This window comes from Microbacterium sp. MEC084 (genome assembly GCF_004514465.2).
Taxonomy (GTDB): Bacteria; Actinomycetota; Actinomycetes; order Actinomycetales; family Microbacteriaceae; genus Microbacterium.
On the sequence record NZ_MYFP02000002.1, the window covers coordinates 122,310 to 146,239 of the forward strand.

Here is a 23,930-nt window from a genome sequence, read left to right on the forward strand (position 1 = left end):
CCGGGTTCAGACAAGCGCGCCGGGCACGTTCCCGGGCAGCTATACGTGAGGGGGTCTCGCGCATGGGGCGTGGCCGTCAGAAGGCGAAGCACACCAAGCTCGCCCGCGAGCTGAAGTCGTTCAGCCCGAGTGTCGACTATGCGGCACTGGAGCGTGAGCTCGGACATCCGAGCGACGATCAGTATGTCGACAAGTGGGCAGACATGTACGACGACGAAGACGAGGACGAGTTCCAGGCGCAGCAGGCCTGACACTCCCTCGACGTCTCGCAGACGACAAGACGGCCCGGTCGGATGACCGGGCCGTCTTCGTATGCGGGGCGTGTGCGCGGAGCTCAGGAGCTCTGGACGCTCTCGACCCACGCGAGGTACTCGTCGCTGACGGTGCCGGTGACGTAGCGGCCGTCGAAGCAGCTCATGTCGAGGTCCGAGAACGTCGCCTCGCCCGTCGCGCTCTCGATGATCGCGTCGCGCAGGTCCTCGACCTCCTGGTACACGAGGTAGTCGCAGCCGAGGTACTCGGCGACCTCGGGGATCGTGCGGCCGTGCGCGACGAGCTCCTTGCGCGAGGGCATGTTGATGCCGTAGACGTGCGGGTGCCGCACGGGCGGCGCGGCCGACGCGAACGTCACGGTCTTCGCGCCGGCGTCGTACGCCATCTGCACGATCTGCTTGCTGGTGGTGCCGCGGACGATCGAGTCGTCGATGAGCAGCACGTTCTTGCCCTTGAACTCGCTCGACATCGCGTTGAGCTTCTGGCGCACGCTCTTCTTGCGCACGGCCTGGCCGGGCATGATGAACGTCCGGCCGACGTAGCGGTTCTTGTAGAAGCCCTCGCGGTACTCGATGCCGAGCACGCGCGCGACCTCCATCGCGGCGGGACGCGACGAGTCCGGGATCGGCATGACCACGTCGATCAGCCCCTCGGGCACGTGCTTCGCGATCGTCGCGGCGAGCTTCTCACCCATCCGCAGGCGCGACTCGTACACCGAGACGCCGTTCATGATGGAGTCCGGGCGGGCCAGGTACACGTACTCGAACGAGCACGGCAGCAGGGTGGCCTCGTCGGCGCACTGCTTCGAGAACAGCTCGCCGTCGCTCGTGATGAACACGGCCTCGCCGGGCGCGACGTCGCGCACGATCTCGTAGTCCGCGTTCTCGAGCACGAGCGACTCGCTCGTGACGACCCACTCGTCCTTGCCGTCCTCGCCCGCCCGGCGGCCCAGGATCAGGGGCCGGATGCCGAAGGGGTCGCGGAACGCGAGCAGGCCGTAGCCGGCGATGATCGAGATCACGGCGTACGCGCCCTCGATCCGCCGGTGCGTGCGCGAGACCGCCTCGAAGATGCGGTCGGGGTCGAGGTCGACCGGGCTGGTCGTCGCCTGCAGCTCGTTCGCGAGCACGTTGAGCAGCAGCTCAGTGTCGCTCGACGAGTTGAGGTGCCGCCGGTCGCGCTGGCCCATGTCGGTGGTCAGCTCGCGCGTGTTCGTGAGGTTGCCGTTGTGGATCAGGATGATCCCGTACGGCGAGTTGACGTAGAAGGGCTGCATCTCCTCCTCGCTGGAGGCGGTGCCCTTCGTGGCGTAGCGCACGTGGCCGAGGCCGACGTTGCCGAGCAGCGAGCGCATGTCGCGGGTGCGGAACGCCTCGCGCACCATGCCCTGCGCCTTGTGGGTGTGCATCACGCCGTTGGGTTCGGCGGTGGCGATGCCCGTCGCGTCCTGACCCCGGTGCTGGAGGAGGAGGAGAGCGTCGTAGATGTCCTGGTTGACCGGGGCGCGCCCGACCATTCCGACGATGCCGCACATGGGGTGGTTACTTCATCCGATCTGTCGTCAATGACCGCGGGTGCTGTCCGCGTAGGCGCCCACGAGCCGGACGGCGCCGCCGTCGACGCCCTTGGCGCCCTGTTCGAAGTCTCCGTCCGGGAGGGCGTCGTCGCGCACCTCGCCGACCTGCCAGGCCGGGATGCCCGCGGCCCGGATCTGCGCGATCGCGTCGGCGGCCTTCTCGGGAGCCACGACCGCGAGGAACCCGATGCCGAGGTTCCAGGTGCCCTCGCTGGACTCGAGCGTGGTCCCCGCGATGTCGCTCAGCACGCGGAACACGGGCGACGGCGACCACGTCGAGCGGTCGACGTCGACCCACGTGCCGCGCGGAAGCACGCGCGCGAGGTTCGCCGCGATGCCGCCGCCCGTGACGTGGCTGAGGGAGCGGACTCCGTCGCCGAGGCTCGCGATGAGCTCGAGCAGCGGGGTCGTGTACAGGCGCGTCGGTTCGAGCAGCGCCTCGCCCCAGGTCGTGCCGAAGTCGGCCGCCTGGTCGCCGTAGGAGATGCCCGCGCGCGTGACGATGTGGCGGACGAGCGAGAAGCCGTTCGAGTGGATGCCGCTCGAGGCCAGCGCGATGACCGCGTCGCCCGCGCGCACGCGCTCGGCTCCGAGCACCCGGTCGGCCTCCACGACGCCGGTCGCGGCCCCCGCCACGTCGTAGTCGGTCGGGCCCAGCAGGCCGGGGTGCTCGGCGGTCTCGCCGCCGACCAGCGCGGTGCCGGTCAGCGCGCACGCCTCGGCGATGCCGCGCACGATGTCGGCGATCCGCTGCGGGAACACCCTGCCCGTGGCGATGTAGTCGGTCATGAACAGCGGCTTGGCGCCGACGACGACGATGTCGTCCACGACCATGCCGACCAGGTCGTGGCCGATCGTGTCGTGCTTGTCGATCGCCTGGGCGATCGCGACCTTGGTGCCGACGCCGTCGGTGCTCGTGGCGAGCAGCGGCTTGGCGTAGCCGAGCAGCGCCGAGGCGTCGAACAGGCCGGCGAAGCCGCCGACGCCGCCGAGGACCTCGGGGCCGTGCGTGGCCTTGACCGACGACTTCATCAGCTCGACGGCGAGGTCGCCGGCGGCCGTGTCGACACCGGCCTCGGCGTACGTCGAGGAGGGGCGGGGGGTATGGGTTTCGGTGGGTTCGGGGACCACACCCCCAGCCTACCGGCCGCAACCTGGGCGAAAGGCCGCGTGAGGGGGCGCCGAGGCCGCACACCGGGCGATAATGAGCCATATGACCGACCCCGGCTGGCACGTCCGCGAGGACTGCAGTCCGTCGGTGCTCGTGGCGCTGTATCTGCGCCAGGCGCTCGGGGTGCGGCATCCGGACGAGCTGCCGCACCTGCGCGGCGTCGAGCGCGTGGGCGAGGCCGACGACGCGGTCGAGCGGCTGTGGCGCCGCTACTGGGACATGACGGTCGAGCCGGAGGCGAACCCCTCCCCCGTGCCGCTCGAGCTGCTGGACGGCTTCGGGACGCACGTCGCGCTGCCCGCCTACGCCGACGCCCTCCGCGACGCGGCGGCGCCCCACGGCGCGGAGGCGCTCGCGTACGCGCAGGACGCCGCCGTCCGATACGACCGCATGCGGCGCTCCTACCGCGGGTACGCGGGCGCCGTCGTGGAGTTCGAGCGGAGGGCGGGCCGCCGCGCGCACGACTTCCGGCTCGACGTGCAGGTGCTGCCGCTCTCGCAGCGCGGCATCTGGTGGATCGGCTCCCTCACGGTCGCCGTGTCGGACAGTCTGCGCGGCGACGTCGCAGCGTTCGACTCGGCGATGCAGCCGATCCTGCGCGAGATCGCCTGAGGCGCCCCGACGTCAGTCGGCGACGGTCTCGTGGACGACCGAGACGCGGCGCGTGCGGCGGCCGAGCGTGCGCTCCAGGATGAGCGCCACGATCATCGCCAGCAGGATGCCCGCGGGCACGCACCACAGCAGGATGAATCCGAAGGCCTGCGACGGCGAGTAGACGACCTCGGTGAACGGGCTCGGCTGGCTGGTGCCGTCGAACGCGGTCGACAGGATCATCGCGACCACGACCCCCAGCCCCGCACCCAGGGCCGCGAACACGCCGTACCGCGGCGAGCGTCGCACCGAGACCTGCTCGGCGACGACCGGATCTTGGGGGGAATCGGGGCGCGAGGGCATGACCTCGATTGTTCCACCGGTTCCTGAATACGGGTCGTGCGTCCGCCCCGCGAACGCTCCACTCCGGACGCCCCGAGCGCGCCCGTCAGGGCCGCAGCGGAAGCAGGGGAGAGAGGTCCGCGCGGACCCCCGAGGCATGCACGCGCCCCGCCGCGACGGCGTCCGCCCAGGACAGGCTCCCGGTCGCGAGCGCGATCCAGGTCGGCGGATCCATCTCGACGACGTTCGGCGGTGTGCCGCGCGTGTGCCGCGGCCCCTGGACGACCTGCGCGGCGCCGAAGGGCGGCACGCGCACCTCCACGCTGTTGCCGGGCGCCTTCTCGGCCAGCAGCTGCAGCAGGTACCGCACGGCCGTCGCGTGGGCGGTGCGCGGGGGTCTCGCCCCCGCCTCGGCGGCGGCCGTGACCGCGGCGAGCGCGTCGCGCCCGTCGCCGGTGTCGATCCTGCGGAGGGCCATCCCCTCAGCCTACGAGCCCGCGTCCGGCGGACGGGTGGTCGCCTCCTCGGGGAGGCGCTCGACCGGGATCACGACGACGTCCTGCATCTTCCAGTCCAGCGCGATGATCCGCCGCTGAAGCCGCCCGAGCGCCGCGAGGTCGATCCGTCCGGCGCCGAGGAAGCCCCGGCGGGGCACCACGAACGCCTCCACGTGGAGCACCTGGCCGAGATCCCTCACCCGCACGCCCGCGTCCTCGACCCAGCGCGTGGACCGCAGCACGCGCAGCACGTCGCCGACGAGCGGATGGACCGCGCGGTCGTCGTACGTCGTGACCCGCTTGTCGATCAGGTCCTCGACCGCGGTGACGGTGTTCCGCCAGCCGTCCCAGAGGATCCCGAGGGAGATGAACAGGGCCGCGGCGTAGTCCAACCACCAGATGCCGAGGCCGACGCCGCCCACGCCGACGATCGAGGCGGCGTTGGTCTGCCAGTCGGCCTTCGCCATGTCGGCGTCGGCGTGCAGCAGCTTGTTGTGCAGCGGACGGGCGAGCTTCGCCTTGTAGCGGCCGTAGAACGGCGGCGCGATCACGATCAGCGCCATCGCGCCGATCATGAGCCACCCCTGCCAGATGGTCGTGCCGAACAGCTTCACGGTGCCGATCGTCGGATGCTCGGACCGCGCGAACCCCAGGACCGCCTCCACCGCGAGGTTCGCGCCGACGATCAGCAGCGCGATCCCCGCGACGAGGTGGCCGACTCCCATGGCGCGGTGCAGACCGAACGGGAACGACCGGGAGGGCCGGCGACGGGTGAAGAACAGCGCCGCGAGGAACGCGATCTGCGGCAGCAGCGACAGCATGTCCTCGATCCAGGCGGTGCGCATGGCCTGCGAGCTGCCGACGACGAGGGCGATCAGGACGATCGTGACCGTGGTGTAGCAGATCGTGAAGACCTCGATGCCGACCGCCTTGCGCATCGCCTCGGCCTGCTCGCGCGGCAGGTCGGTGCGGCCGAAGCGGGGCCTCATCCCGCGCTCCGCTCATCCAGGAACCGCTCGAGCTCGCCGATGAAGCGGTTCTCGCCCAGGGGCGCGAGCATCACGACCGGGTCTTCGCGCTCGACTCCCGGCAGGTCGGCGAAGCCGCGCGTGACGCCGACGCGGCCGGCCCACGGGGTCTGATCGGTCATGCCGCCGATCGCAAGGTCGAGGTCGCCCTCCTCGATCGCGGTCACGAGGCTCTCCTCGCTGCCGACCGTCCAGGCGACCTCGGCGTCGATGCTCTCGGCGAAGTCCTCGACGAGGTCCGCCAGGACGCCCTCGACGCGCTCCGTCCCGGTCGTGGCGCCCTCGACGGTGACGAGCTCGCCGTCGGGCGACGCGCCGACGCGCAGCTCGCCGCCCGAGACCCGGTCGTACGTGCCCTCCGGATCCACGGGGATGTCCGCCGCGCAGCCTCCGACCGCGCCGGTGAGCGCGATCGCGGCCAGCGCGGCGAGGACCCGCCGCGTGCCGTCCACGCTCCGACCGTACGGCGGCGACGCCGCGCGCGTCAGGTGGCTTGCCGGGGTGTCGCCCGGCCGGTATGGCGCGGGATCGGCGGTCGATAGGCTGGACGGGTGAGAATCCTCGTCCTCGGTTCCGGCGCGCGCGAGCACGCCATCGTCCTCGCCCTCCGCTCGGAGGAGGCCGGCCACGAGCTGCTCGCGGCGCCCGGCAACGCCGGCATCGCGCGCGACGCCGCGCTGGTCGAGGTGGACATGCTCGACCCGAGCGCGGTCGCCGCGTTCGCGATCGACCACGCGGTGGACCTCGTGGTCGTCGGTCCCGAGGCCCCGCTGATCGCCGGCGTCGCCGACGAGCTGCGCGAACGCGGCATCCCGGTCTTCGGCCCGGGCCGCGCGGCCGCCCAGATGGAGGGGTCGAAGGCGTTCGCCAAGCGGATCATGGCCGCCGCCGGCGTGCCGACGGGCCGCGCGACGCATGCGCGCACGGTCGACGAGGTCGCCGCCGCCCTGGATGAGTTCGGCGCGCCGTACGTCGTCAAGGCCGACGGTCTGGCGGCGGGCAAGGGCGTCATCGTGACGGAGGACCGTGCGGCGGCGATCGAGCACGCCGAGACCTATCTGCCCGGCGGGCCCGTGCTGATCGAGGAGTTCCTCTCGGGACCCGAGGTCTCGCTCTTCTTCCTGAGCGACGGCGACACCGTGCGGGCGCTCAGCCCCGCGCAGGACTTCAAGCGCGCCCTCGACGGGGACGCCGGCCCGAACACCGGCGGCATGGGGGCGTACTCGCCCCTGCCGTGGCTCGCGGAGCGCTTCGGCGGCGAGGCGGAGTTCGTGGCGCACGTCACCGAGACCGTGGCGCTCCCGGTCATCCGGCGCCTGGACGAGGAGGGCACGCCCTTCATCGGCCTGCTGTACGCGGGCCTCATCCTGACCGACGCCGGCGTGCGCGTGATCGAGTTCAATGCGCGCTTCGGCGACCCCGAGACGCAGGTCGTGCTGCCGCGCCTCGTGACGCCGCTGTCGCGCCTGCTGCTCGCGGCCGCGACTGGCACGCTCGAGGACGAGCCGCAGCCCGAGTTCTCGGATGACGTCGCCGTGACGGTGGTGCTCGCGAGCGAGGGATACCCCGAGAAGCCCGTGACGGGCCGGCCGCTCACCGGGCTCGACGAGGCGGAGGCCGTCGAGGGCGTCCACATCGCCCACGCCGCGACCGCCGAGGCCGACGGCGGCCTGGTCGCCACCGGCGGACGGGTGCTCAACGTCGTGGCGACCGCGCCGGACTTCCGCACGGCCCGCGAGCGGGCGTACGAGGCGCTGTCGCACATCGGCCTCGAGGGCGGCCACCACCGCACCGACATCGCCGCCCGCGTCGCGGAGTAGGTCGCGGGAGAGACCTGGGATCAGCGCCCGGCGCGCAGCCGGGGTCGGGCGGACGGACGCGGCTCGTCGGGGGCGAGGGCCGCGAGCGTGCGCATGAGCGTCGTGAGCCACACGAAGCCCAGACCCACCGCGACCGCCTCGAGCGCGGTCGCCGAGTAGATCGCGAGCGGCCGCCACAGCAGCACCGCGAGCACGAGCCCCGCGGCGACGCCGATGGTCGTCAGGGTGAGCATCGGCGGCGGGCCCGGCATGACCAGGACCGTCACGACGGCCGCGGCGCCGAGCAGCGCGAGCGCGGCGAACGCCGCCACGAAGTGCGCGACGGGGCCTCGGTGCACCGGCAGCAGGCCCACGGCGGCCAGAGCCGCGCCGGTCGCGGCGAACAGGACGACCACGACGCCGATCCGGAACAGCGCCGCGTCGCCGAGGATGCGATGCAGGTCGCGGCCGACGTACGCCCCGACCGTCGCGAGCAGCAGCCCGCCGACGACGAGCGTGCCGTTGAACGCCCAGCCGCCGTCGCCGATCCCGAGCTGCGAGAAGTTCCGCTCCCACCACCGCGGATCGGTCGCGGTCAGCATCGCGAACAGCGTCCCGGTGATGAGGAACGCGAACAGCAGCGTGACGAGGTCGTCCGTGCGCAGGCGCGCGCCCAGCCCGAACGCCGATCCCGCCGCCGCGGCCGACGCGACGCCGGTCAGGAGTCCGCCGCCGAGCGGCGGCACGTCGAGGCCGTGCAGGCCGATCGCGAGGACCTCGCCCGCGCAGAGCACCGCCAGCCCGCACACCCCTCCGAGGGCGAGCGCGACCGCCGCGTCCGAGATCCGCGAGACCGCCGCCTGCCACGGCGGCATCCCGGCCGTGTCGGCGGCGCGGTGCATCCGGGTGCCGGCGGCGAAGGCGGCCACCGCGACGGCCGCGGTCACGGCGGCGGCGGGCATGCCGATCGACCCCTCCCCCGCGAGCGGCCGCGCGACGCCCCACAGCAGCCCCGCCCCCAGCACCGAGCCCGCCGCGAAGCCGAGCCAGGCGGCCCAGATCGCGTGGGCGTCCTGCCGCATCCTCTCGGGTGACCTCACGCGTCCATGCAACCACGGGGCGCCGACCCGGGCGGCGCGGGCGCCGGGCGAGTCAGACGCCCGCGGGCGTCTCTCCTGCGCGCTCGACGAGAACGGCCACCTGGGTGCGGTTCCGGGCGCCGAGCTTGATCCGGGCCTGCTGCACGTGGGTCTTCACGGTCGAGACGCCCAGGTGCATCGCGCGGGCGATCTCGTCGTCGCTCGCGCCGGTCGCGATCAGCCGGGCGGCTTCGCGCTCGCGCTCGGTGAGCGCGGAGAAGAGGGCCGCGGCCTCGCGGCGGGCCTCCGCCCCGGAGTCGGCGGCGAGCTGCACCACGATCTGGCGCGTGTGCTGCGGCGCCAGGAACGCGTCGCCGCGGGCGACCGTCAGCACGGCCCGCGCCATGTCGCCGGGATCCGTGTCCTTCAGGATGTAGCCGTACGCACCGGCCTCGAACATGCGCCTCACCGTCCCGAGGTCCGCGATGCTCGTCATGGCGGCGACGTTGGCGTCGACCTGCGCGAGCAGCGCGCGCGTGGCCTCGATCCCGTCCATGCCCGGCATCTGGATGTCCATCAGCACGACGTCGGGGCGATGCGCACGCGCGAACTCGACCGCGGCGGCACCGCCGTCGACCGCACCGATCACATCGATCTCCGGATAGGGCCCGAGGATCGCCGGGATCGCGTTGCGCGGGAACGCCTCGTCGTCGACGATCAGCACGCGCACGGGCGGTCGGGGCTCGGGGTCCGCGGCGTCGGCGAGGGGCACGTCGCCACCCTACCGACGGGCGCGGACACCCTCAGGCGCGGTCGACCCAGGGCAGGTCGACGTCGACGATGAACCTGCCCTCGTGAGCTCCGATCCACGCGGTCCCGCCCTCGGACTCCGCGCGCTCGCGGATCCCGATGATCCCGTGGCCTCCGCCGGGCACGCCGGCGCCGCCGACCGTGAGCGGGTTCTCGACCCGGATGCGCACGCCGCGCTCGGGCGACGCATCCAACGTCACGGAGACGGGCGCTCCGGGCGCGTGCTTGATGGCGTTGGTGAGGCTCTCCTGGAGGATCCGGTAGGCGGCCGCATCCAGGGTCGTCCCGACCCGGTCCGAGCCCTCCACCATCACAAAGGCGTCGATGCGATGCCCGGCCGCGCGCAGCTCGCCCAGCAGCTGTCCGACCAGGCGCAGCGACGCGGGCGCCGGAGACCGGCCCTCGGAGCGGAGACCGCCCACGACACCGCGCACGTCGTCGAGGGCGGCCCGGGTCTGCTCGCGCACGGCGCGGGCCCACTCCCCGAGCGACGGATCGATCGTCGGGTTCGCGGAGACCTGCGCCTCGAAGGCGCTCGCCGAGAGCGCGGCGGACGCGAGCCGGTGCCCGAGGCCGTCGTGCAGGTCGCGCGCGATCCGCTCGCGCTCGGCCTGCCTCGCCAGCTGCTCGTCGAGGGTCTCCGCGCGTCGGTGCTCGCGTTCGGCGCGGGCGCGATGGGCATCGGCCGTCCGGCGGCTGCGCTGCAGCGCCACGAGGCCCGCGAGGGCCGCGAGCGAGACCAGGGCGAGGAGCCACGGTGCGACGGTCCAGCCCACCGCGCCCGGGTCCGAGGTCCTCGCGCCGAACAGCCACGGGAGCGCCGCGCCCCAGTCGGTGAGCACCTCGCGCAGAACGAACGCCGCGACGCCTGCGGCGGTGACCCCGGCGATCCATCCGGTTCGCTTCGGCCAGCGCATCAGCGCGTGGAACACGCCCACGAGGGCGAGCAGGTAGGAGACGCCGATCGCCATGAGGACCGCGCCCGCGATCAGCACGACCTGCGGCGCCCGTGCGCGCACGTACACCGTCGTCCAGGCCAGCAGCGCGGCGAGCGCGAGCAGGGTCCCCACGTCGGTGATGCTCGCCACGCGCTCCGCGTCGGCGCGGAAGACGGCCGCCCCCGGCACGTTCATCACGCACAGGACGTCCCACAGCGCGCCGAGCACGAACAGCCCGGTCGACCAGCCGCCGTCGAGCAGCCGCGCGATCCGGCCCGGTCGCGGGCGCACGGCGGTGGTCATGCTCCGAGCGTATTGGCGGCCACGGACGCGGGCCTCCTCCCTCCGTCCGGCGATGTCCGGCCGATCGGCCGGGCGGCTCCGACCGGATGGAGGAGGTGCGCGAGGTCCCCTGCGACGGACGCTGTCCCTGTCGCCGCCACGTCGGCGACCGCGAGCCCCGCCGGGGTCGCCACGGGCCAGCGCGGCCCCGGCGGCCCGGCCCGTTCTCATCGAACGCCCAGAAACCGATATATGGTCATCCTCGATGGGGAGAACTCCCCATCATGTCCCCGAGCACCACCGCGCTCCTGCGCAGAGAGGCCCCGATGTCCGAGAACTCCTCCCCCACGCCCCCGCCGCCGCCCTCGCCTGCCGGGGCCCAGGCATATACCGCACCGCTCAACGCACCGACTGAACCGCCCGCGCCTGCGGAGTACGCGCCGCACGCTCCGGCCGGCGCTCAGGAGACGGTTGCCAGCCGCAACGTAGTTGCGACCGTCGCGCTCGCGGTCGCGGCGCTCGGGTTCCTCTTCGCCGTCATTCCCGGGGCGTTCATTCTTGGGTGGATCCTGCTTCCGATCGCATTCGTGCTCGCGATCGTCTCCCTGTGTCTCAAAGGCAAGAAGAAGACGCTTGGCATCGTCGCGCTCATCCTCAGCATCGTCGGCACGATCGTCGGGGTCATCGTGTTCTTCGTGACCGCCGCAAATGCGTTCACTGAGGCGTTCGACGACGACGTCGTGGCGGCGCCCACACAGGAGGCGGCGGCCAATGACGAACCCGACCCGGCGAGCACTGCGTCAGCGCAGGAGGACCCCGCGCCAGCAGCCGCCGAGGAGCTGGCGGTGGTCGAGACGGCGTTCGGCCGGCAGGACTACGACCAGACTTCCTGGTGGTATGTCGCGGTCCTGGAGAACCCGAATGCCGACCACGTCTTCCCCAGCTCCCCTCTGACTATCGAGGCGATCGGCTCGGACGGGACCATTCTCGATTCCGCAACCTCGTACACGACGATCCTCGCGGGACGGATCGCTGTCGCGGGGACATTCTTCGACGTCGGTCAGGCGGAAATCGCCAGCCTGGAGGTCCGTGGCCCTGGAGCGACTGCCGCAATCTCCTCGCCCGCAGCCGAAACCGGTGCGTTCACGCTCGAGTCCCTGAGCGCCGTCAACGACGGTTACAGCACGAGCGTGAGTGGCACGATCAGCGGGACGTTCGAAACCGAGCAGGAGCTCATCACTGTCGTCGTCATCGCGCGCAACCCTGACGGCGCAGTGCTCGGCGCAGAGCAGACGTACGTCGACCGGCTCCCCGCAGGCGGCGGCAAGGTCCAGTTCGAAGTGACGTTCCTCAACCCCCTGCCCGAAGGCACGAAGTACGAGGCGTACGCCACGTTCTGACATTGGATGGCTCTCGTGTCGATCTGCCAGGTTCCGGCACGAGAGCCTCCTCAGGACTGCCACTCGACCGTGACGTCTCACGCTTCCCGCCGAAATCCCACCGTCATGGCGGCACGAAGTCGGACACGGACCGATCGACAGCGGCACCAAGCAGGAGATGCCAGCGCCCGCACGGCGCCGGGCGGCGGCACTGGGATGATGGACGCATGACGCTCGAGATCCCCGGATGGAAGCACGTGTACTCCGGCAAGGTGCGCGACCTCTATGCGCCCGCCGACGGCGACGACTCGCGGATGCTGGTCGTCGCGAGCGACCGCGTGAGCGCGTTCGACCACGTGCTCTCCCCCGGCATCCCGGGCAAGGGCGAGCTGCTCACGACCCTCAGCCTGTGGTGGTTCGACCAGCTGTCGGGCGCGGACGGAGGCGAGGCCATCCCGAACCACCTGACGGGCGAGCCGGTGCCGGATGTGGTCGCGGGGCGCGCGATGATCGTGCGCGCGCTGGACATGCTGCCCGTCGAGTGCGTCGTGCGGGGCTACCTCACGGGCTCGGGCTGGGTCGAGTACCAGGAGAGCGGCACGGTGTGCGGCATCCCGCTGCCGGGCGGCCTGCAGGACGGCGACCGCCTGCCCGAGCCGATCTACACCCCCGCCTGGAAGGCGCCGATGGGCGAGCACGACGAGAACATCTCGTTCGAGCGGACGGTCGAGCTGGTCGGCGCCGAGCGCGCGGCCGAGCTGCGCGACCGCTCGCTCGAGATCTACCGCCGTGCGGCCGCGACGGCCGAGGCGCGCGGGCTGATCCTGGCCGACACGAAGTTCGAGTTCGGCACGGATGAGGACGGCGTGCTCCGCCTCGCCGACGAGGTGCTCACGAGCGACTCCTCGCGCTACTGGGACGCGGCCGCGTGGCAGAACGGCGCGTCACCCAAGGAGCGGATGGCGAGCTTCGACAAGCAGATCGTGCGCGACTGGCTCGCGGCGAACTGGGACAAGCAGGGCACCCCGCCCGAGCTCCCGGCTGAGATCGTCGAGCGCACGGTCGCGCGCTACCGCGAGCTGCTCGACCTGCTCACGGCCTGACCGCACGGCCTCCAGAAGCCACAGGGGCGGGGATCCGATCCGGATCCCCGCCCCTGTCGCGTCCGCGGGTCAGTCGCTGCCCACCGTCGGCTTGTCGGCCTCGCGCGCGGCGCGGCGCCCCTCGCCGACCACGAGCGACGCGTCGCCCGAGGCGGTGTGCTCCGGGTGATCCGGCCCCTTGTGCTGGATGTGCCCGGGCTCGAGCGTGCGGGCGATGTCGGCGGCCGTGACGATCTCGAGCTGCTCGGTGGCGGTCTCGTACCACTCGGTCAGTGCGGGGTCGTCCGTGTCGATCGCGGCGCCCGCCCCCTGATCGGGGGCCACCTCGGTCGCGCCGAACACGAAGTCGTCGCCGTGCTCCTCGATGCCGAGGCGCACGCCCTGCGCGATCGCGGCGCGCGCGAACCGCCGGCGCAGGATGTACGGGTCGGTCGCGAGCTCGCGCGCCCAAGCCACCATGATCCCGACCACGATCACGGCGAACGGCAGGGCCGTCACCACCATGATCGACTGCAGACCCGACAGCGCGGTCTCGCCGCCGGCGAGCAGCAGCGCGAGCGCCGCGGCGCCGAGCAGCACGCCCCAGGCGATCGTGACCCAGCTCGAGGGCTCGGGCTTGCCGCGCTGGCTCATCGAGCCCATGACGATCGCGGCCGAGTCGGCCGACGTCACGAAGAACAGCACGATCGAGATCATCGCGAGCACCGACAGGACGGCGCCGAAGGGCAGCTCGCCGAGCACCGCGAACAGGATGGCCTCCGGCCCGCCCGCCTCGCTGATGCCGCGGCCGTCCTCCTCGAACAGCATCGTGGTGCCGCCCATGATGCCGAACCACACGATGCAGACCGCCGCGGGGACGATGATCACGACCGTGACGAACTCGCGCAGCGTGCGGCCGCGCGAGATCTTCGCGATGAACATGCCGACGAAGGGCGTCCACGAGATCCACCACGCCCAGTAGTAGTTGGTCCACGACGACACGAAGGTCGCGGCGTCCTCGCCCTGGGCGGGATTGCGCATCAGCATCGTCCACAGCTCCGCGAGGAAGGCCGACACCGACGACGGGATGATGTTCAGCAGGAACAGCGTCGGGCCGGCGACGAAGATGATGACGCCGATCACCAGCGCGATCACCATGTTGATGTTCGACAGCGCGCGGATGCCGCGCTTGATGCCGGACACGGCCGACACGACGAAGGCCGCCGTGAGGATCGTGATGATCGCGATCAGGCCGACGTTGCCGACGGGCCCGATCCCGGCGACGTGCTCGACGCCGCTCGCGATCTGCAGGGCGCCCATGCCGAGCGTCACGGCCGTGCCGAACAGCGTCACGATGATCGCGAACACGTCGATGATCGCGCCCGCCCACCCCTCGGTGCGCTCCTTGAAGATCGGGGCGAAGATCGCCGAGATCAGCGGCGGCCGGCCGCGGCGGTACGCGGCGTACGCGATCGCGCCGCCCACGAGCGCGTAGAAGGCCCAGGCCATCGGACCCCAGTGCAGGATCGACTGCGCGAGCGCCATGTGCATCGCGTCGCGCGTGCCGGGCTCCGCGTCGAAGCCGTAGGGGACGTCGAGGAAGTACCCGAGCGGCTCGGCGGGGCCCCAGAACAGCAGGCCGATGCCCATGCCCGCCGAGAACAGCATGGCGATCCACGAGACGGTCGAGAACTCGGGCTCCTCGTCATCCGCTCCGAGGCGGACGCCGCCCGTGCGGCCGTAGCCCAGCACGAGCATGAACGCGATCGTGACGATCGCCAGCAGCGAGAACAGCCATCCGAAGTTCTCCATGACCCAGCCCAGCGATGCCGAGCCGGCCTCGCTGATGCTCTGCGGGGCCGCGAAGCCCCAGATCACGACGGCGAGCACGAGTGCTCCCGCGATGCCGAACACCAGCCAGTTGGTGGAGAAGGTGCGCCCCGTGTCCTCGACGCCGATGCCTGGGATGAGCGCCGGATGGGTCACCTCCTTCACCAGTTTGGTGACGGGCTTCTTCCGTTCGATCCCCGGCTCCGCCGGGGTCGTCTTATCGCTCATGACACTCTTCTCGTCGGACTCAAGGTGCGTTACGTATGCGGACTCGTCCTCCCAGGCTATGCATAGGCTGCGTTCGAATGCCATTCGATACGAGCGCATACACGCGATTCACACGTGCGGATCAGGGCCGGTCCGGGCACGAAAAGGCCCCGCGGGGAGGAGTTCGACACGCCTCCCCGCGGGGCCCTGAGGGCGGTGTCAGCGGGTCACGCAGACGAACGACTCCGCGTCGTCGATCGACCCCTCGCCGGTGTGCTGCGGCCACGCCGGGTACTCGCACATCGGCCGCGTGCGGTCGGCGCCGGGGTTGCCGTCGCGGGCCACGAGCCCCTCGGGGGCGACGCCGTTCTCGACCCAGTCGACGATCGCGCCCAGCCCGTCGTACTGCGCGACGAAGCGCCCCTGGCCGTGGCCCCAGCCGGGCACCATGTAGAACCGCAGGAAGTCGTCCAGGCGGTCCTTGAAGCGCTCCTGCTGCCGCTCGTAGTACCGCACGGTGTTGTGCGGCGTGATGAAGTCGTCGATCGTGCCGTGCGTCAGGATGACCTTGCCGCCGTGCGCCTGGAACCGGGTGAGATCGACGTCGGTGACGTCCATGATCTCGCCGAGCTCCTGGATCCGGTCGACGTGCTGCAGCGGATCGAACGTGTACGTGTCGTGAGCGGGATCGCCGCCGGCGACGCCGTACCGCGACGTGGCGTCGAGCACCGCGAACTGCAGACCCTGCGCGTACGGCCCCGTTCCGAAGCCCGCGAACCCCTGGTACAGGGCGCCCTGCAGCAGCGCGCTCTTGGCGAAGACGCTGTCGCCCTCGATCTCGATCCCGAGGTCGTAGTCGGTGGTCATCTTCTCGACGGCCGCCAGCTGCGAGTCGGACAGGCAGTCGTCGCCCGTGTCGGCGCCGTCCGCGCAGCGGAGGGTGGCGGGGTCGAACGCCTCGTCGCACGCCTCGACGTCGCTCACGATCCCGTCGGCCGCGCCGTCGAGCGGATCGCAGGCGGCGTAGACCGCGTCCGTGAGCGTGCGGACCTCGGTGGGGTTCATCCAGCCGGCCCCGTCGTCGATCAGCAGCGCGTCGCGGAAGTTGACCGCGCCGATGTGCATCATCGTGACGTTGTAGGCCGGGTAGTTCGCGACCACCCCGTCGTAGTCCTTCGGGTACCGGGCCGCCGCGTCGAGCGCCTCGTGGCCGCCCTGCGATCCGCCGATGAAGTACGACCACCCCGGCTCGACGCCGTAGGCCTCCTCGATGATCGCCCACGCCGCAGCGCCCGGCCGTTCCATTCGGCCGGCAGGTTCACCCGGAGCTGCATGTCCTGCGGTGCGGTCACCGCGCGGATCCATCCGGTGACGGCGCAGTACCCGCTCTGCCAGGTCGCGGTCTCGACCACGGCGCCGCGGGTCGGCAGCTCGATCTGCTTCTCGGGGATCTCGTAGCCGACGAGCGCGGCGCACGACTCGGCGGTGAGGACGCCGGCCTCCGCCGGCGCTGATCACCGCGACACCCGGACGCGGCGCCGGCCAGGCGGCCGACGCGGCACATGGTAGCCACGCGCCGCACGGGGGTCGACGCGGACTTCGCATCAACGGAAATACTCGAGCGAGATCCGATCGCGGTCGTTCACGGGCGCGAAACGCCGCGGGCAGTATCGTGGATCGATTGCCTTCCCGCCCCTCCACCCGAAGGAGCCCCATGCCCCTGTGGACTGTCCACGGCGACGGCCGCACGGTCGCCCCCGGACGCGTCGTCGCCCCCGGCGAGCGCCTCAGCTGGCCCGCCACGATCGCGATGGGCGTCCAGCACGTCGTCGCGATGTTCGGCGCCACGTTCCTCGTCCCGACCATCACCGGCTTCCCGGTCTCGACCACGCTGCTGTTCAGCGGGCTCGGCACGCTGCTGTTCCTCCTGATCACGAAGAACCGCCTGCCCAGCTACCTGGGCTCGTCGTTCGCGTTCATCGCGCCCGTGACGGCCGCGACCGCGTCGGCCGGCATGGGCTCGGCGCTCGCGGGCATCGTCGCGGTCGGCGTGCTGCTCGCCGCGGTGGGCCTCGTGGTCCAGTTCGCGGGCCTGGGCTGGGTCGACAAGCTGATGCCGCCCGTCGTGGCCGGCGCGATCGTCGCGCTGATCGGCTTCAACCTCGCGCCCGTCGCGTGGGGCAGCTACCAGAGCGCCCCGCTCACGGCGACCGTGACGCTCGCCGCCGTCATCCTGTTCGCGGTGCTGTTCCGCGGCTTCCTCGGTCGCATCTCGATCTTCCTCGGCGTGATCGTCGGCTACGGGTTCGCGGCGATCACGGGCGAGCTCGACTTCAGCGCGGTGGGCGACGCGGCATGGATCGGCGCCCCCGAGTTCCACTTCCCCGACTTCGCGTCGGCCGGCACGTGGTCGGCCATTGCGATGTTCCTGCCGGTGGTGCTGGTGCTTGTGGCCGAGAACGTCGGCCACGTGCGCGGCGTCGCCACGATGACGGACGCTTCGGTGAACGAGCACACGGGCCGCGCGCTGATCGCGGACGGCGCGGCCACGACCCTCGCGGGCCTCGCGGGCGGATCGGGCACCACGACCTACGGCGAGAACATCGGCGTCATGGCCGCGACCCGCGTGTACTCGACCGCGGTGTACTGGATCGCCGGCCTGGTCGCGATCCTGCTCGCGTTCTCGCCCAAGATCGGCGCCGTGTTCAACTCGATCCCGGCCGGCGTGCTCGGCGGCGTGACCACCGCGCTGTACGGCCTCATCGGCATCATCGGCATCAAGATCTGGGTCGACAACCGCGTGGACTTCTCGCGTCCGGTCAACCAGTACACGGCCGCCGTGGCGCTCGTGATCGGCATCGCGGGCTTCACCATGCAGTGGGACGGCTTCGAGCTCGGCGGCATCGTGCTCGGCACGGTCGCGGCGCTCGTGATCTACCACGTGGGAAACCTGATCGCCCGCGCGCGCCGCACCGGCGCGGACGACGGCGGCCCCATCCCCCCGGTCGGACAGCTCGGCGGCGACCCGCAGGACTGATCCGCTCAGTCGTCGGATCGACCGCCCGGTCGACGGACGCAAGGGGCTGGTGTGCACGGCGACGTGCGCGCCGGCCCCTTCTGCATCACGGATCCGACGACCGCGCAGCGGATCCGACGACCGGCCCTACGCGGTCTCGCGGACGACGAGCTCGCTCTGCAGGATCGTCGCGTGCGGCGGGTCGCCGCCGGCGAGGCGCGCGAGCAGCACGTCGGCCATCGCCTCGCCCTGGAGGCGGGACGGCTGGCGCACGGTGGTCAGGTGCGGCGGCATGTTGACCGCCACGGGCGAGTCGTCGAAGCCGACGATCGCGACGTCCTCGGGCACGCGCAGGCCGCGCGCATGGAGCACCCCGATCGCGCCGCGGGCCATCAGGTCGCTCGCCACGAACAGCGCGTCGGGGGGATCACCGGCCGCGAGGATGCGCCGCATCGCCTCGGCCCCGCCGTCGGTCGTGAAGTCGCCGTCCTCCGCGGGCCCGGGCTCCAGTCCCGCCTCCTCGAGCACCTCGCGGAAGCCCTGCAGGCGGTCCACGCCGGCCGGCATGTCGAGCGGGCCGGTGATGGTGCCGATGCGGCGGTGGCCGCGCTCGACCAGGTGACGCGTGCCGATCCGGCCGCCCTCGACGTTGTCGATGTCCACGAAGTAGTCGTCCGCGCGGGTGCGCACAGGACGGCCACCGAACACCACGGGCACGGCCTGGTTGATCCGCTCCACATAGGTGTCGCTCGTGTGGTGCGAGACCACGAGCGCGCCGTCCACGTTCCCGCCGGTCAGATACGACGTCGCCTTGTCGCCCGGGTCGTCCGACGCGATGATCAGGTTCAGCACGTGCTCGGATCGGGACAGCCGCGCGTTGATGCCGGACACGATCGCGGCGAAGAACGGGTCGCCGAAGAACCGCGTGGTGTCCTCCGGCACGACCAGCGCGATCGCGTGCGTCTGCCGGCTGGCGAGCGACCGCGCCGCCCGATTGGGCACGTAGTTGAGCTCCGCGATCGCCTGCCGGACGGCGGTCAGCGCCTCGGGGCTGACCCGGGCGCCGCCGCCGAGCACGCGCGAGACGGTCGAGCGGGACACGCCGGCCCGCGCCGCGACCTCCTCGATCGTGGCCGTGCCTCGAGCACCCCGTGCCGGGCCGTCCCCGATCCGCTGATCCATCCGTCTCCTGTCAGACCCCCGCCGGCTCCACCGCACGGGACGCGATGATGCGAGCGTACTCGCGACCGCTGTCCTTGACCGTGCGCTGCTGGGTGTCGTAGTCGACGCGGACGATGCCGAACCGCTTCTCGTACCCCCAGGCCCACTCGTAGTTGTCGAGCAGGGACCAGTAGAAGTAGCCGCGCACGTCGACGCCGGCCTCGATCGCCTCGAGGACCGCCGCGACGTGACCGCGCACGAACGCGACGCGCTCGGCGTCGTGCACCTCGCCGTCGACGACCTCGTCGTCGTACGCCGCGCCGTTCTCGGTCACGTAGAGCGGCACCCCGGCCGGGGCGGCGTACTGCTCCGAGACGCGCACGAGCAGGTTGCGCAGGCCGGCGAAGTCGACCTCCCAGCCCATCGTCGTGCGCTCGAAGCCGCGGTCCACCCAGTGCACGCCCTCCATCGCGGGGAACGGCGAGCGCTTCGGGCGGTCGCTCGGCGCCTCGCCGACCGGAGCGGGCCGGTCGGTCTCATGCCCCGACACGAACTCGCCGTGGTAGTAGTTCACGCCGAGGAACTCGATGGGCGTCGACACGACGGCGAGGTCGCCGTCCTGCACGGCGGACTCGAACGCGGCCACCGCCTCCGGATCGATCGCGCGGATGTCCTCCACGACGTCGGCCGGGTACTGCCCGCGGAAGATCGGGTCGAGGAACCAGCGGTTGAACTGGCCGTCGATGCGGCGCGCGGCGTCCTGGTCGGCCGGGTCGGACGGATCCGCCGGCTCGCCGTTGGTGAGGTTGAGCGTGATGCCGAAGTCGAGCGCCGCGTCGCGCGCGTGCAGCTCCTGGATCGCGCGGCCGTGCGACAGCAGCAGGTGGTGCGACGCGAGCAGGCCGTCGCGGACGCTCTGGCGGCCGGGCGCGTGCTCACCGCCCGTGTACGACAGGAACGACGAGCACCACGGCTCGTTGTGGGTCGTCCACTTCGTCACGCGGTCGCCGAGGGCGTCGTGCACCGACAGGGCGTACTCGACGAAGCGGTCGACCGTGTCGCGCGAAGTCCAGCCGCCCTTCTCCTCGATCGCCTGCGGCATGTCCCAGTGGTGCAGCGTCAGCCAGGGCAGGATGCCCGCCTCGAGCAGCTCGTCGACGAGCCGGCTGTAGAAGTCGATGCCCTTCGCGTTGACGGGACCGCCGTCGGGCCGCACTCGCGACCACGACGTCGAGAACCGGTACGCCTGCAGGCCGAGCTCCTTCATGAGCGCGACGTCGTCCGCGTAGCGGTGGTAGTGGTCGCACGCCACGTCGCCGTTGTCGCCGTTGATGACGGCCCCGGGGATGCGGGCGAAGTGATCCCAGATGGAGGCCGTGCGGCCGTCCTCGAAGGCGGCGCCCTCGATCTGGTAGGCGGCGGTCGCCGCGCCGAACAGGAACTCGGAGGGGAACGAGCGGGTCATAGGGTCATCATCCCTTCACGGCGCCGGCCATGATACCGCTGACCAGCTGCTTGCCCGCGAAGACGAACAGCAGCAGGAGCGGCAGCGTGGCGAGCACCACACCGGCGAGCACGATCGAATAGTCGACGAAGTAGTTGGACTGCAGCAGCGCCAGCGCGACGGGCAGCGTCGGGTTCTGCCGGTCGAGCACGATGAACGGCCAGAAGAAGTTGTTCCAGGCGGTCACGAACGTGAACAGGAACAGCATCGCAGCTGCGGGCCGGGCCGCCGTGACGCCCACGGTCCAGAACGTGCGGATCATGGAGGCGCCGTCCACGCGCGCGGCCTCGATGAGCTCGTCCGGCACGGTCTGGCGCAGGTACTGGGTCATCCAGAACACGCCGAACGCGCTCGTCAGGCCCGGGATGATGATCGCGCCGATCTGGCCCGTCCATCCGATCTCGGCGAACAGCACGTACAGCGGCACGACCGCGAGCTGCTGCGGCACCGCCATGGTGGCGACCACGAAGGCCAGCAGCGCGGGCCCGCCGCGGAAGCGCAGCTTGGCGAACGCCCATCCGGCCAGCGTCGAGAACACGACCACGCTGACCGCGATCACGGTCGAGCTCCAGATGCTGTTCCACAGGGCCGGCCAGAAGTTCACGGCCGGCTGGCTCACCACGGCGATCGCGTTCTGGATGAAGTTGCCGCCGGGGATCCACGACTTGTCCGGATCGCGCAGCGTGCTGGCGTCGCCCGAGCCGATCAGGAACGAGAAGTACAGCGGGAACAGGCTCGCGAACAGCACGACCGCGAGACCCGCGTACACCCAGAACCCCGGACGGGTTCCCCGGATGCGCACGGCGCGGCGGCCGGTGCGGCCGGTCACGAGGGTCGCCGTGGCGGTGCCCACGGCCTCATCGGGGCGGACGGCGCTCATCGCGCCACCTCCTTCCTCTGGGCGCGCAGCGCGGCGCGGCGCTCGGCGCGCGACGGGCGCATCCCCCTGGCGCCCTCGTCGCGCACGAGCGAGCGCGTCACGATCAGGTTGACCAGGCCGATCGCCAGGATGATCAGGAACAGGATCCACGCCATCGCCGCGGCGCGACCGAAGTTCCACTCGCCCCAGCCGATGTCGTACAGGTAGAGCGTGATCGTGAGCCACTGCTGCCCCGCGCCACCCCGGCCGAACTGGTCGAACATGCGCGGCTCGTCGAAGATCTGCAGGCCGCCGATCGTCGAGGTGATGATCACGAAGATCAGCGTCGGCTTGAGCGAGGGCAGCGTGATGCTCCAGAACTGGCGCCACGTGCCGGCGCCGTCGACCGTCGCCGCCTCGTAGTAGTCGCGCGGGATGGCCTGCATGGCAGCCAGCAGGATGAGCGCGTTGTAGCCGGTCCAGCGGTAGTTGACCATGGACGCGATCGCGACGTGGCTCCAGAACGGCTCGACGTGCCACGGGATCGGCCCGATGCCGAAGAAGCCGAGCCAGCCGTTCACGACGCCCGACTGGTCCGCGAACATCGCGTTGAAGATCAGGCCGACGGCGACGGGCGCCACCACGTACGGCAGCAGCGCGCTCATGCGCCAGAAGGTCTTGGCCCGGATGTGCTTGTCGAGCATGACGGCGATGAACATCGCCAGGATCAGCTGCGGCACACTCGAGAGCAGGAAGATGCTGAAGGTGTTGCGCAGCGCGATCCAGAACTTGGGCTGCGTCAGGATCCAGACGTACTGGTCGAATCCGATGAACTCGCCCGAGCGGCGGATCTGGTCCCAGTCCATGAACGAGATCACGGCCGTGTACGCGATCGGGAACAGCCCGACGATCGCGAACAGGATGAAGAACGGCGAGATGTAGAGGTAGGGCGAGAGCCTCAGGTCCCAGCGGCTGAGCCGCTGCGAGAACGAGAGCACCCGGACGGGGCGGGGGGCCGGTGCCCCGGAGGGCGACGCGCTGGGCGCCGCCTGGGGGCCCGAGGGAGGGGCGCTGGAGCGCCCCTCCCCGTGGGTCGTGGTGTCAGTGGCGGTCATGGCTTCAGAACGCCGACACCTCGGTGACCCACGCGTCCCACGACTCCTCCGGCGACTGCAGGCCGTCGTGCACGCGGGTGACGGCCTGGTTCAGGGCCTCGTGGAACTGGAAGTACTTCGGGCCCTTGACCGGCGAGACCGTGACGGCCTCGGAGCGGTTGGCGTTGATCTGGCCGACCGGGGCGTCGTTGAAGTACTCGTTGGTCGCGTCGGTGACCTCCGGCATCTCGTACGCCTCCGGCTGGCTCGGGAAAGCGCCGACGTTGGCGAAGGCCTTGGCCTGCACCTCGGGCGAGGTCAGCCACGCGGCGAGCTCCTGAGCCGCGGCGACGTTCTCGCCGTTCGCGGGGACGACAAGGTACGAGCCGCCCCAGTTGCCGCCGCCGCCCGGGAAGACGTCGGCGATGTCCCAGCCGGTCACCTCGGGCGCCTCACCGGCGATGATGCCGTGCATCCACGGCGGGCACAGCATCGCGGCGAACTCGCCGTTGGCCATCGACGCGAACCAGTCCTCGCTCCACTGACCGGGGTACGCGGTGATCGGGACGGCCTTCTCGATGACGGTGTCGTACATCTCGCGCACATCGGGGTTCTCGGTGGCCACGACCGTGCCGTCGGCCTCCTCGTAGGTGACCTCGAGCTGGTTGGCGAGGCCCTGCAGCACCGAGTTGGCCGAGTCGAGGAACGGCTGACCGGTCTTCTCGGTGTACTCGGCGCCCACGGCGAACAGGTCGTCCCACGTGGTGAACAGACCGGCGACCTCCTCGCGGTCGGTCGGCAGGCCCGCCGCCTCGAACAGGTCGGCGCGGTAGCACACCGCCTGCGGACCGATGTCGGTGCCGTAGCCGACGAGGTTGCCGTCCGCATCGGTCGCGGCGGCCTCCTTCCAGTCGAGCCAGCGGCCCTTCAGCTCCTCGGGCACGGGGGCCAGCAGGTCGGCGTACTGCATCATCTCGGCGGTCCAGTCGATCTCGATCGCCTCGATGTCGGCCAGGCCGGTGTTGCCGAGCTTCTGGAAGAAGTTGGCGCGCGCGTCGTTGGACGTCGCGGCCTTGTTGTGCACGATCGTCACGTTCGGGTGCTCGTCCATGTACTCCTGGAGGAGCTCGTCCGAGTAGCCGAAGTCGTTGAACGTGGCGATGCTCAGCTCGATCGGGGCGTTCGGGTCCGCCGACTCGGCGGGCGCGTTGCCGCCGGAGCAGCCGGCGAGCGCGATGGCGCCGGCGGCGACAGCCGACACCGCGGCGGCGCCGCGGCGGAAGGCACGTGAGTTCACTGTCACTCCTTTGTGTGTGAGGGCCGCGCGACACAGCGCGGTCCCGGTGCAGAACGGGCAGGCGGGTGCGCATCGCACGCGGTGCGTGGGAGCGCTCCCATCCGGACTGCAGGCG

At 71.5% G+C, this 23,930-nt stretch carries 22 protein-coding genes; 6 read left to right on the forward strand and 16 right to left on the reverse strand.

Going from position 1 to position 23,930, the window contains the following annotated elements:
- Window positions 1-62 precede the first annotated feature (62 nt).
- A complete protein-coding gene (locus B5M43_RS03220) occupies window positions 63-251 on the forward strand; it encodes a DUF3073 domain-containing protein (protein ID WP_055988086.1) in 189 nt (62 codons plus the stop codon).
- 83 nt (window positions 252-334) lie between these two features.
- Here B5M43_RS03220 and purF read toward each other — a convergent pair whose 3' ends face one another.
- Window positions 335-1,807 (reverse strand): amidophosphoribosyltransferase, encoded by a 1,473-nt coding sequence (gene purF, locus B5M43_RS03225; protein WP_055988084.1) that lies wholly within the window; start codon window positions 1,805-1,807, stop codon window positions 335-337.
- Window positions 1,808-1,834: 27 nt separating this feature from the next.
- A complete protein-coding gene (purM, locus tag B5M43_RS03230; protein ID WP_134745297.1) occupies window positions 1,835-2,980 on the reverse strand; it encodes a phosphoribosylformylglycinamidine cyclo-ligase in 1,146 nt (381 codons plus the stop codon).
- Between the two features lie 82 nt (window positions 2,981-3,062).
- On the opposite strand from purM, the gene B5M43_RS03235 reads away from it, so the two are divergent.
- The gene (locus B5M43_RS03235) at window positions 3,063-3,632 is read left to right on the forward strand and encodes a zinc-binding alcohol dehydrogenase (RefSeq protein ID WP_308067727.1); all 570 of its coding nucleotides are present in this window, start codon (window positions 3,063-3,065) and stop codon (window positions 3,630-3,632) included.
- A 12-nt stretch (window positions 3,633-3,644) separates the two neighbouring features.
- Here B5M43_RS03235 and B5M43_RS03240 read toward each other — a convergent pair whose 3' ends face one another.
- From B5M43_RS03240 to B5M43_RS03255, 4 genes are all read right to left on the reverse strand, one after another.
- Window positions 3,645-3,974: a hypothetical protein gene (locus tag B5M43_RS03240; RefSeq protein ID WP_055988079.1), complete on the reverse strand. Its 330-nt coding sequence runs from the start codon at window positions 3,972-3,974 to the stop codon at window positions 3,645-3,647.
- An 85-nt stretch (window positions 3,975-4,059) separates the two neighbouring features.
- Entirely contained in the window at window positions 4,060-4,431 is a 372-nt protein-coding gene (locus tag B5M43_RS03245) for a sterol carrier family protein (RefSeq protein WP_055988077.1), read from the reverse strand.
- Between the two features lie 9 nt (window positions 4,432-4,440).
- Window positions 4,441-5,439: a cation transporter gene (locus B5M43_RS03250; RefSeq protein WP_134745298.1), complete on the reverse strand. Its 999-nt coding sequence runs from the start codon at window positions 5,437-5,439 to the stop codon at window positions 4,441-4,443.
- A complete protein-coding gene (locus B5M43_RS03255) occupies window positions 5,436-5,930 on the reverse strand; it encodes a hypothetical protein (RefSeq protein WP_230667591.1) in 495 nt (164 codons plus the stop codon). Before B5M43_RS03255 ends, B5M43_RS03250 begins: the two co-directional genes overlap by 4 nt.
- Window positions 5,931-6,029: 99 nt before the next feature.
- On the opposite strand from B5M43_RS03255, the gene purD reads away from it, so the two are divergent.
- On the forward strand, window positions 6,030-7,298 hold the full coding sequence (gene purD / locus B5M43_RS03260) for a phosphoribosylamine--glycine ligase (RefSeq protein ID WP_134745299.1): 1,269 nt from the start codon (window positions 6,030-6,032) through the stop codon (window positions 7,296-7,298).
- 20 nt (window positions 7,299-7,318) lie between these two features.
- On the opposite strand, the gene B5M43_RS03265 is transcribed toward purD, so the two are convergent.
- From B5M43_RS03265 to B5M43_RS03275, 3 genes are read right to left on the reverse strand one after another with little or no spacing between them, the layout of a single operon-like run.
- The gene (locus B5M43_RS03265) at window positions 7,319-8,377 is read right to left on the reverse strand and encodes a DUF998 domain-containing protein (RefSeq protein WP_230667593.1); all 1,059 of its coding nucleotides are present in this window, start codon (window positions 8,375-8,377) and stop codon (window positions 7,319-7,321) included.
- Between the two features lie 52 nt (window positions 8,378-8,429).
- Window positions 8,430-9,128, reverse strand: a complete 699-nt coding sequence (locus tag B5M43_RS03270) for a response regulator transcription factor (RefSeq protein ID WP_055988070.1) — start codon at window positions 9,126-9,128, stop codon at window positions 8,430-8,432.
- Between the two features lie 31 nt (window positions 9,129-9,159).
- Window positions 9,160-10,407 carry a sensor histidine kinase gene (locus B5M43_RS03275; RefSeq protein ID WP_167626748.1) on the reverse strand — a complete coding sequence of 416 codons (1,248 nt, stop codon included), beginning with the start codon at window positions 10,405-10,407 and terminating at the stop codon, window positions 9,160-9,162.
- Window positions 10,408-10,712: 305 nt separating this feature from the next.
- Here B5M43_RS03275 and B5M43_RS03280 point away from each other — a divergent pair, with 305 nt between their 5' ends.
- Window positions 10,713-11,786, forward strand: coding sequence for a hypothetical protein (locus B5M43_RS03280; RefSeq protein ID WP_134745301.1), 1,074 nt, complete (start codon window positions 10,713-10,715; stop codon window positions 11,784-11,786).
- Between the two features lie 206 nt (window positions 11,787-11,992).
- A complete protein-coding gene (locus B5M43_RS03285; RefSeq protein ID WP_134745302.1) occupies window positions 11,993-12,868 on the forward strand; it encodes a phosphoribosylaminoimidazolesuccinocarboxamide synthase in 876 nt (291 codons plus the stop codon).
- A 69-nt stretch (window positions 12,869-12,937) separates the two neighbouring features.
- Here B5M43_RS03285 and B5M43_RS03290 read toward each other — a convergent pair whose 3' ends face one another.
- Together B5M43_RS03290 and B5M43_RS03295 are read right to left on the reverse strand one after the other, a co-directional pair.
- Entirely contained in the window at window positions 12,938-14,905 is a 1,968-nt protein-coding gene (locus B5M43_RS03290) for a BCCT family transporter (protein WP_134745303.1), read from the reverse strand.
- Between the two features lie 198 nt (window positions 14,906-15,103).
- Window positions 15,104-16,189, reverse strand: coding sequence for a tannase/feruloyl esterase family alpha/beta hydrolase (locus B5M43_RS03295; protein ID WP_167626749.1), 1,086 nt, complete (start codon window positions 16,187-16,189; stop codon window positions 15,104-15,106).
- A gap of 409 nt (window positions 16,190-16,598) precedes the next feature.
- Between B5M43_RS03295 and B5M43_RS03300 the strand changes: the two genes are divergently transcribed.
- Window positions 16,599-17,921 carry a uracil-xanthine permease family protein gene (locus tag B5M43_RS03300; RefSeq protein WP_134745305.1) on the forward strand — a complete coding sequence of 441 codons (1,323 nt, stop codon included), beginning with the start codon at window positions 16,599-16,601 and terminating at the stop codon, window positions 17,919-17,921.
- A gap of 126 nt (window positions 17,922-18,047) precedes the next feature.
- On the opposite strand, the gene B5M43_RS03305 is transcribed toward B5M43_RS03300, so the two are convergent.
- From B5M43_RS03305 to B5M43_RS03325, 5 genes are read right to left on the reverse strand one after another with little or no spacing between them, the layout of a single operon-like run.
- Window positions 18,048-19,082, reverse strand: coding sequence for a LacI family DNA-binding transcriptional regulator (locus B5M43_RS03305; RefSeq protein WP_055988055.1), 1,035 nt, complete (start codon window positions 19,080-19,082; stop codon window positions 18,048-18,050).
- A 10-nt stretch (window positions 19,083-19,092) separates the two neighbouring features.
- Entirely contained in the window at window positions 19,093-20,526 is a 1,434-nt protein-coding gene (locus tag B5M43_RS03310) for a GH1 family beta-glucosidase (RefSeq protein ID WP_134745306.1), read from the reverse strand.
- A gap of 7 nt (window positions 20,527-20,533) precedes the next feature.
- Window positions 20,534-21,445 (reverse strand): carbohydrate ABC transporter permease, encoded by a 912-nt coding sequence (locus B5M43_RS03315; RefSeq protein ID WP_055988051.1) that lies wholly within the window; start codon window positions 21,443-21,445, stop codon window positions 20,534-20,536.
- Window positions 21,442-22,539 carry a carbohydrate ABC transporter permease gene (locus B5M43_RS03320; protein ID WP_134745307.1) on the reverse strand — a complete coding sequence of 366 codons (1,098 nt, stop codon included), beginning with the start codon at window positions 22,537-22,539 and terminating at the stop codon, window positions 21,442-21,444. The genes B5M43_RS03315 and B5M43_RS03320 overlap by 4 nt, the downstream gene beginning before the upstream one ends.
- A 4-nt stretch (window positions 22,540-22,543) precedes the next feature.
- Entirely contained in the window at window positions 22,544-23,815 is a 1,272-nt protein-coding gene (locus B5M43_RS03325; protein ID WP_055988046.1) for an ABC transporter substrate-binding protein, read from the reverse strand.
- Between the last annotated feature and the right edge of the window lie 115 nt (window positions 23,816-23,930).

What these genes read in the sequence shown, in the direction of transcription:
- B5M43_RS03245 (WP_055988077.1), bottom strand. Translation starts at nt 4,431, where the DNA reads ATGGCCCTCCGCAGGATCGACACCGGCGACGGGCGCGACGCGCTCGCC.
- B5M43_RS03240 (WP_055988079.1), bottom strand. Translation starts at nt 3,974, where the DNA reads ATGCCCTCGCGCCCCGATTCCCCCCAAGATCCGGTCGTCGCCGAGCAG.
- B5M43_RS03250 (WP_134745298.1), bottom strand. Translation starts at nt 5,439, where the DNA reads ATGAGGCCCCGCTTCGGCCGCACCGACCTGCCGCGCGAGCAGGCCGAG.
- B5M43_RS03305 (WP_055988055.1), bottom strand. Translation starts at nt 19,082, where the DNA reads ATGGATCAGCGGATCGGGGACGGCCCGGCACGGGGTGCTCGAGGCACG.
- purF (WP_055988084.1), bottom strand. Translation starts at nt 1,807, where the DNA reads ATGTGCGGCATCGTCGGAATGGTCGGGCGCGCCCCGGTCAACCAGGAC.
- B5M43_RS03310 (WP_134745306.1), bottom strand. Translation starts at nt 20,526, where the DNA reads ATGACCCGCTCGTTCCCCTCCGAGTTCCTGTTCGGCGCGGCGACCGCC.
- B5M43_RS03300 (WP_134745305.1), top strand. Translation starts at nt 16,599, where the DNA reads ATGCCCCTGTGGACTGTCCACGGCGACGGCCGCACGGTCGCCCCCGGA.
- B5M43_RS03290 (WP_134745303.1), bottom strand. Translation starts at nt 14,905, where the DNA reads ATGAGCGATAAGACGACCCCGGCGGAGCCGGGGATCGAACGGAAGAAG.
- B5M43_RS03320 (WP_134745307.1), bottom strand. Translation starts at nt 22,539, where the DNA reads ATGACCGCCACTGACACCACGACCCACGGGGAGGGGCGCTCCAGCGCC.
- B5M43_RS03275 (WP_167626748.1), bottom strand. Translation starts at nt 10,407, where the DNA reads ATGACCACCGCCGTGCGCCCGCGACCGGGCCGGATCGCGCGGCTGCTC.
- B5M43_RS03315 (WP_055988051.1), bottom strand. Translation starts at nt 21,445, where the DNA reads ATGAGCGCCGTCCGCCCCGATGAGGCCGTGGGCACCGCCACGGCGACC.
- B5M43_RS03220 (WP_055988086.1), top strand. Translation starts at nt 63, where the DNA reads ATGGGGCGTGGCCGTCAGAAGGCGAAGCACACCAAGCTCGCCCGCGAG.
- B5M43_RS03235 (WP_308067727.1), top strand. Translation starts at nt 3,063, where the DNA reads ATGACCGACCCCGGCTGGCACGTCCGCGAGGACTGCAGTCCGTCGGTG.
- B5M43_RS03285 (WP_134745302.1), top strand. Translation starts at nt 11,993, where the DNA reads ATGACGCTCGAGATCCCCGGATGGAAGCACGTGTACTCCGGCAAGGTG.
- B5M43_RS03280 (WP_134745301.1), top strand. Translation starts at nt 10,713, where the DNA reads ATGTCCGAGAACTCCTCCCCCACGCCCCCGCCGCCGCCCTCGCCTGCC.
- B5M43_RS03295 (WP_167626749.1), bottom strand. Translation starts at nt 16,189, where the DNA reads ATGGAACGGCCGGGCGCTGCGGCGTGGGCGATCATCGAGGAGGCCTAC.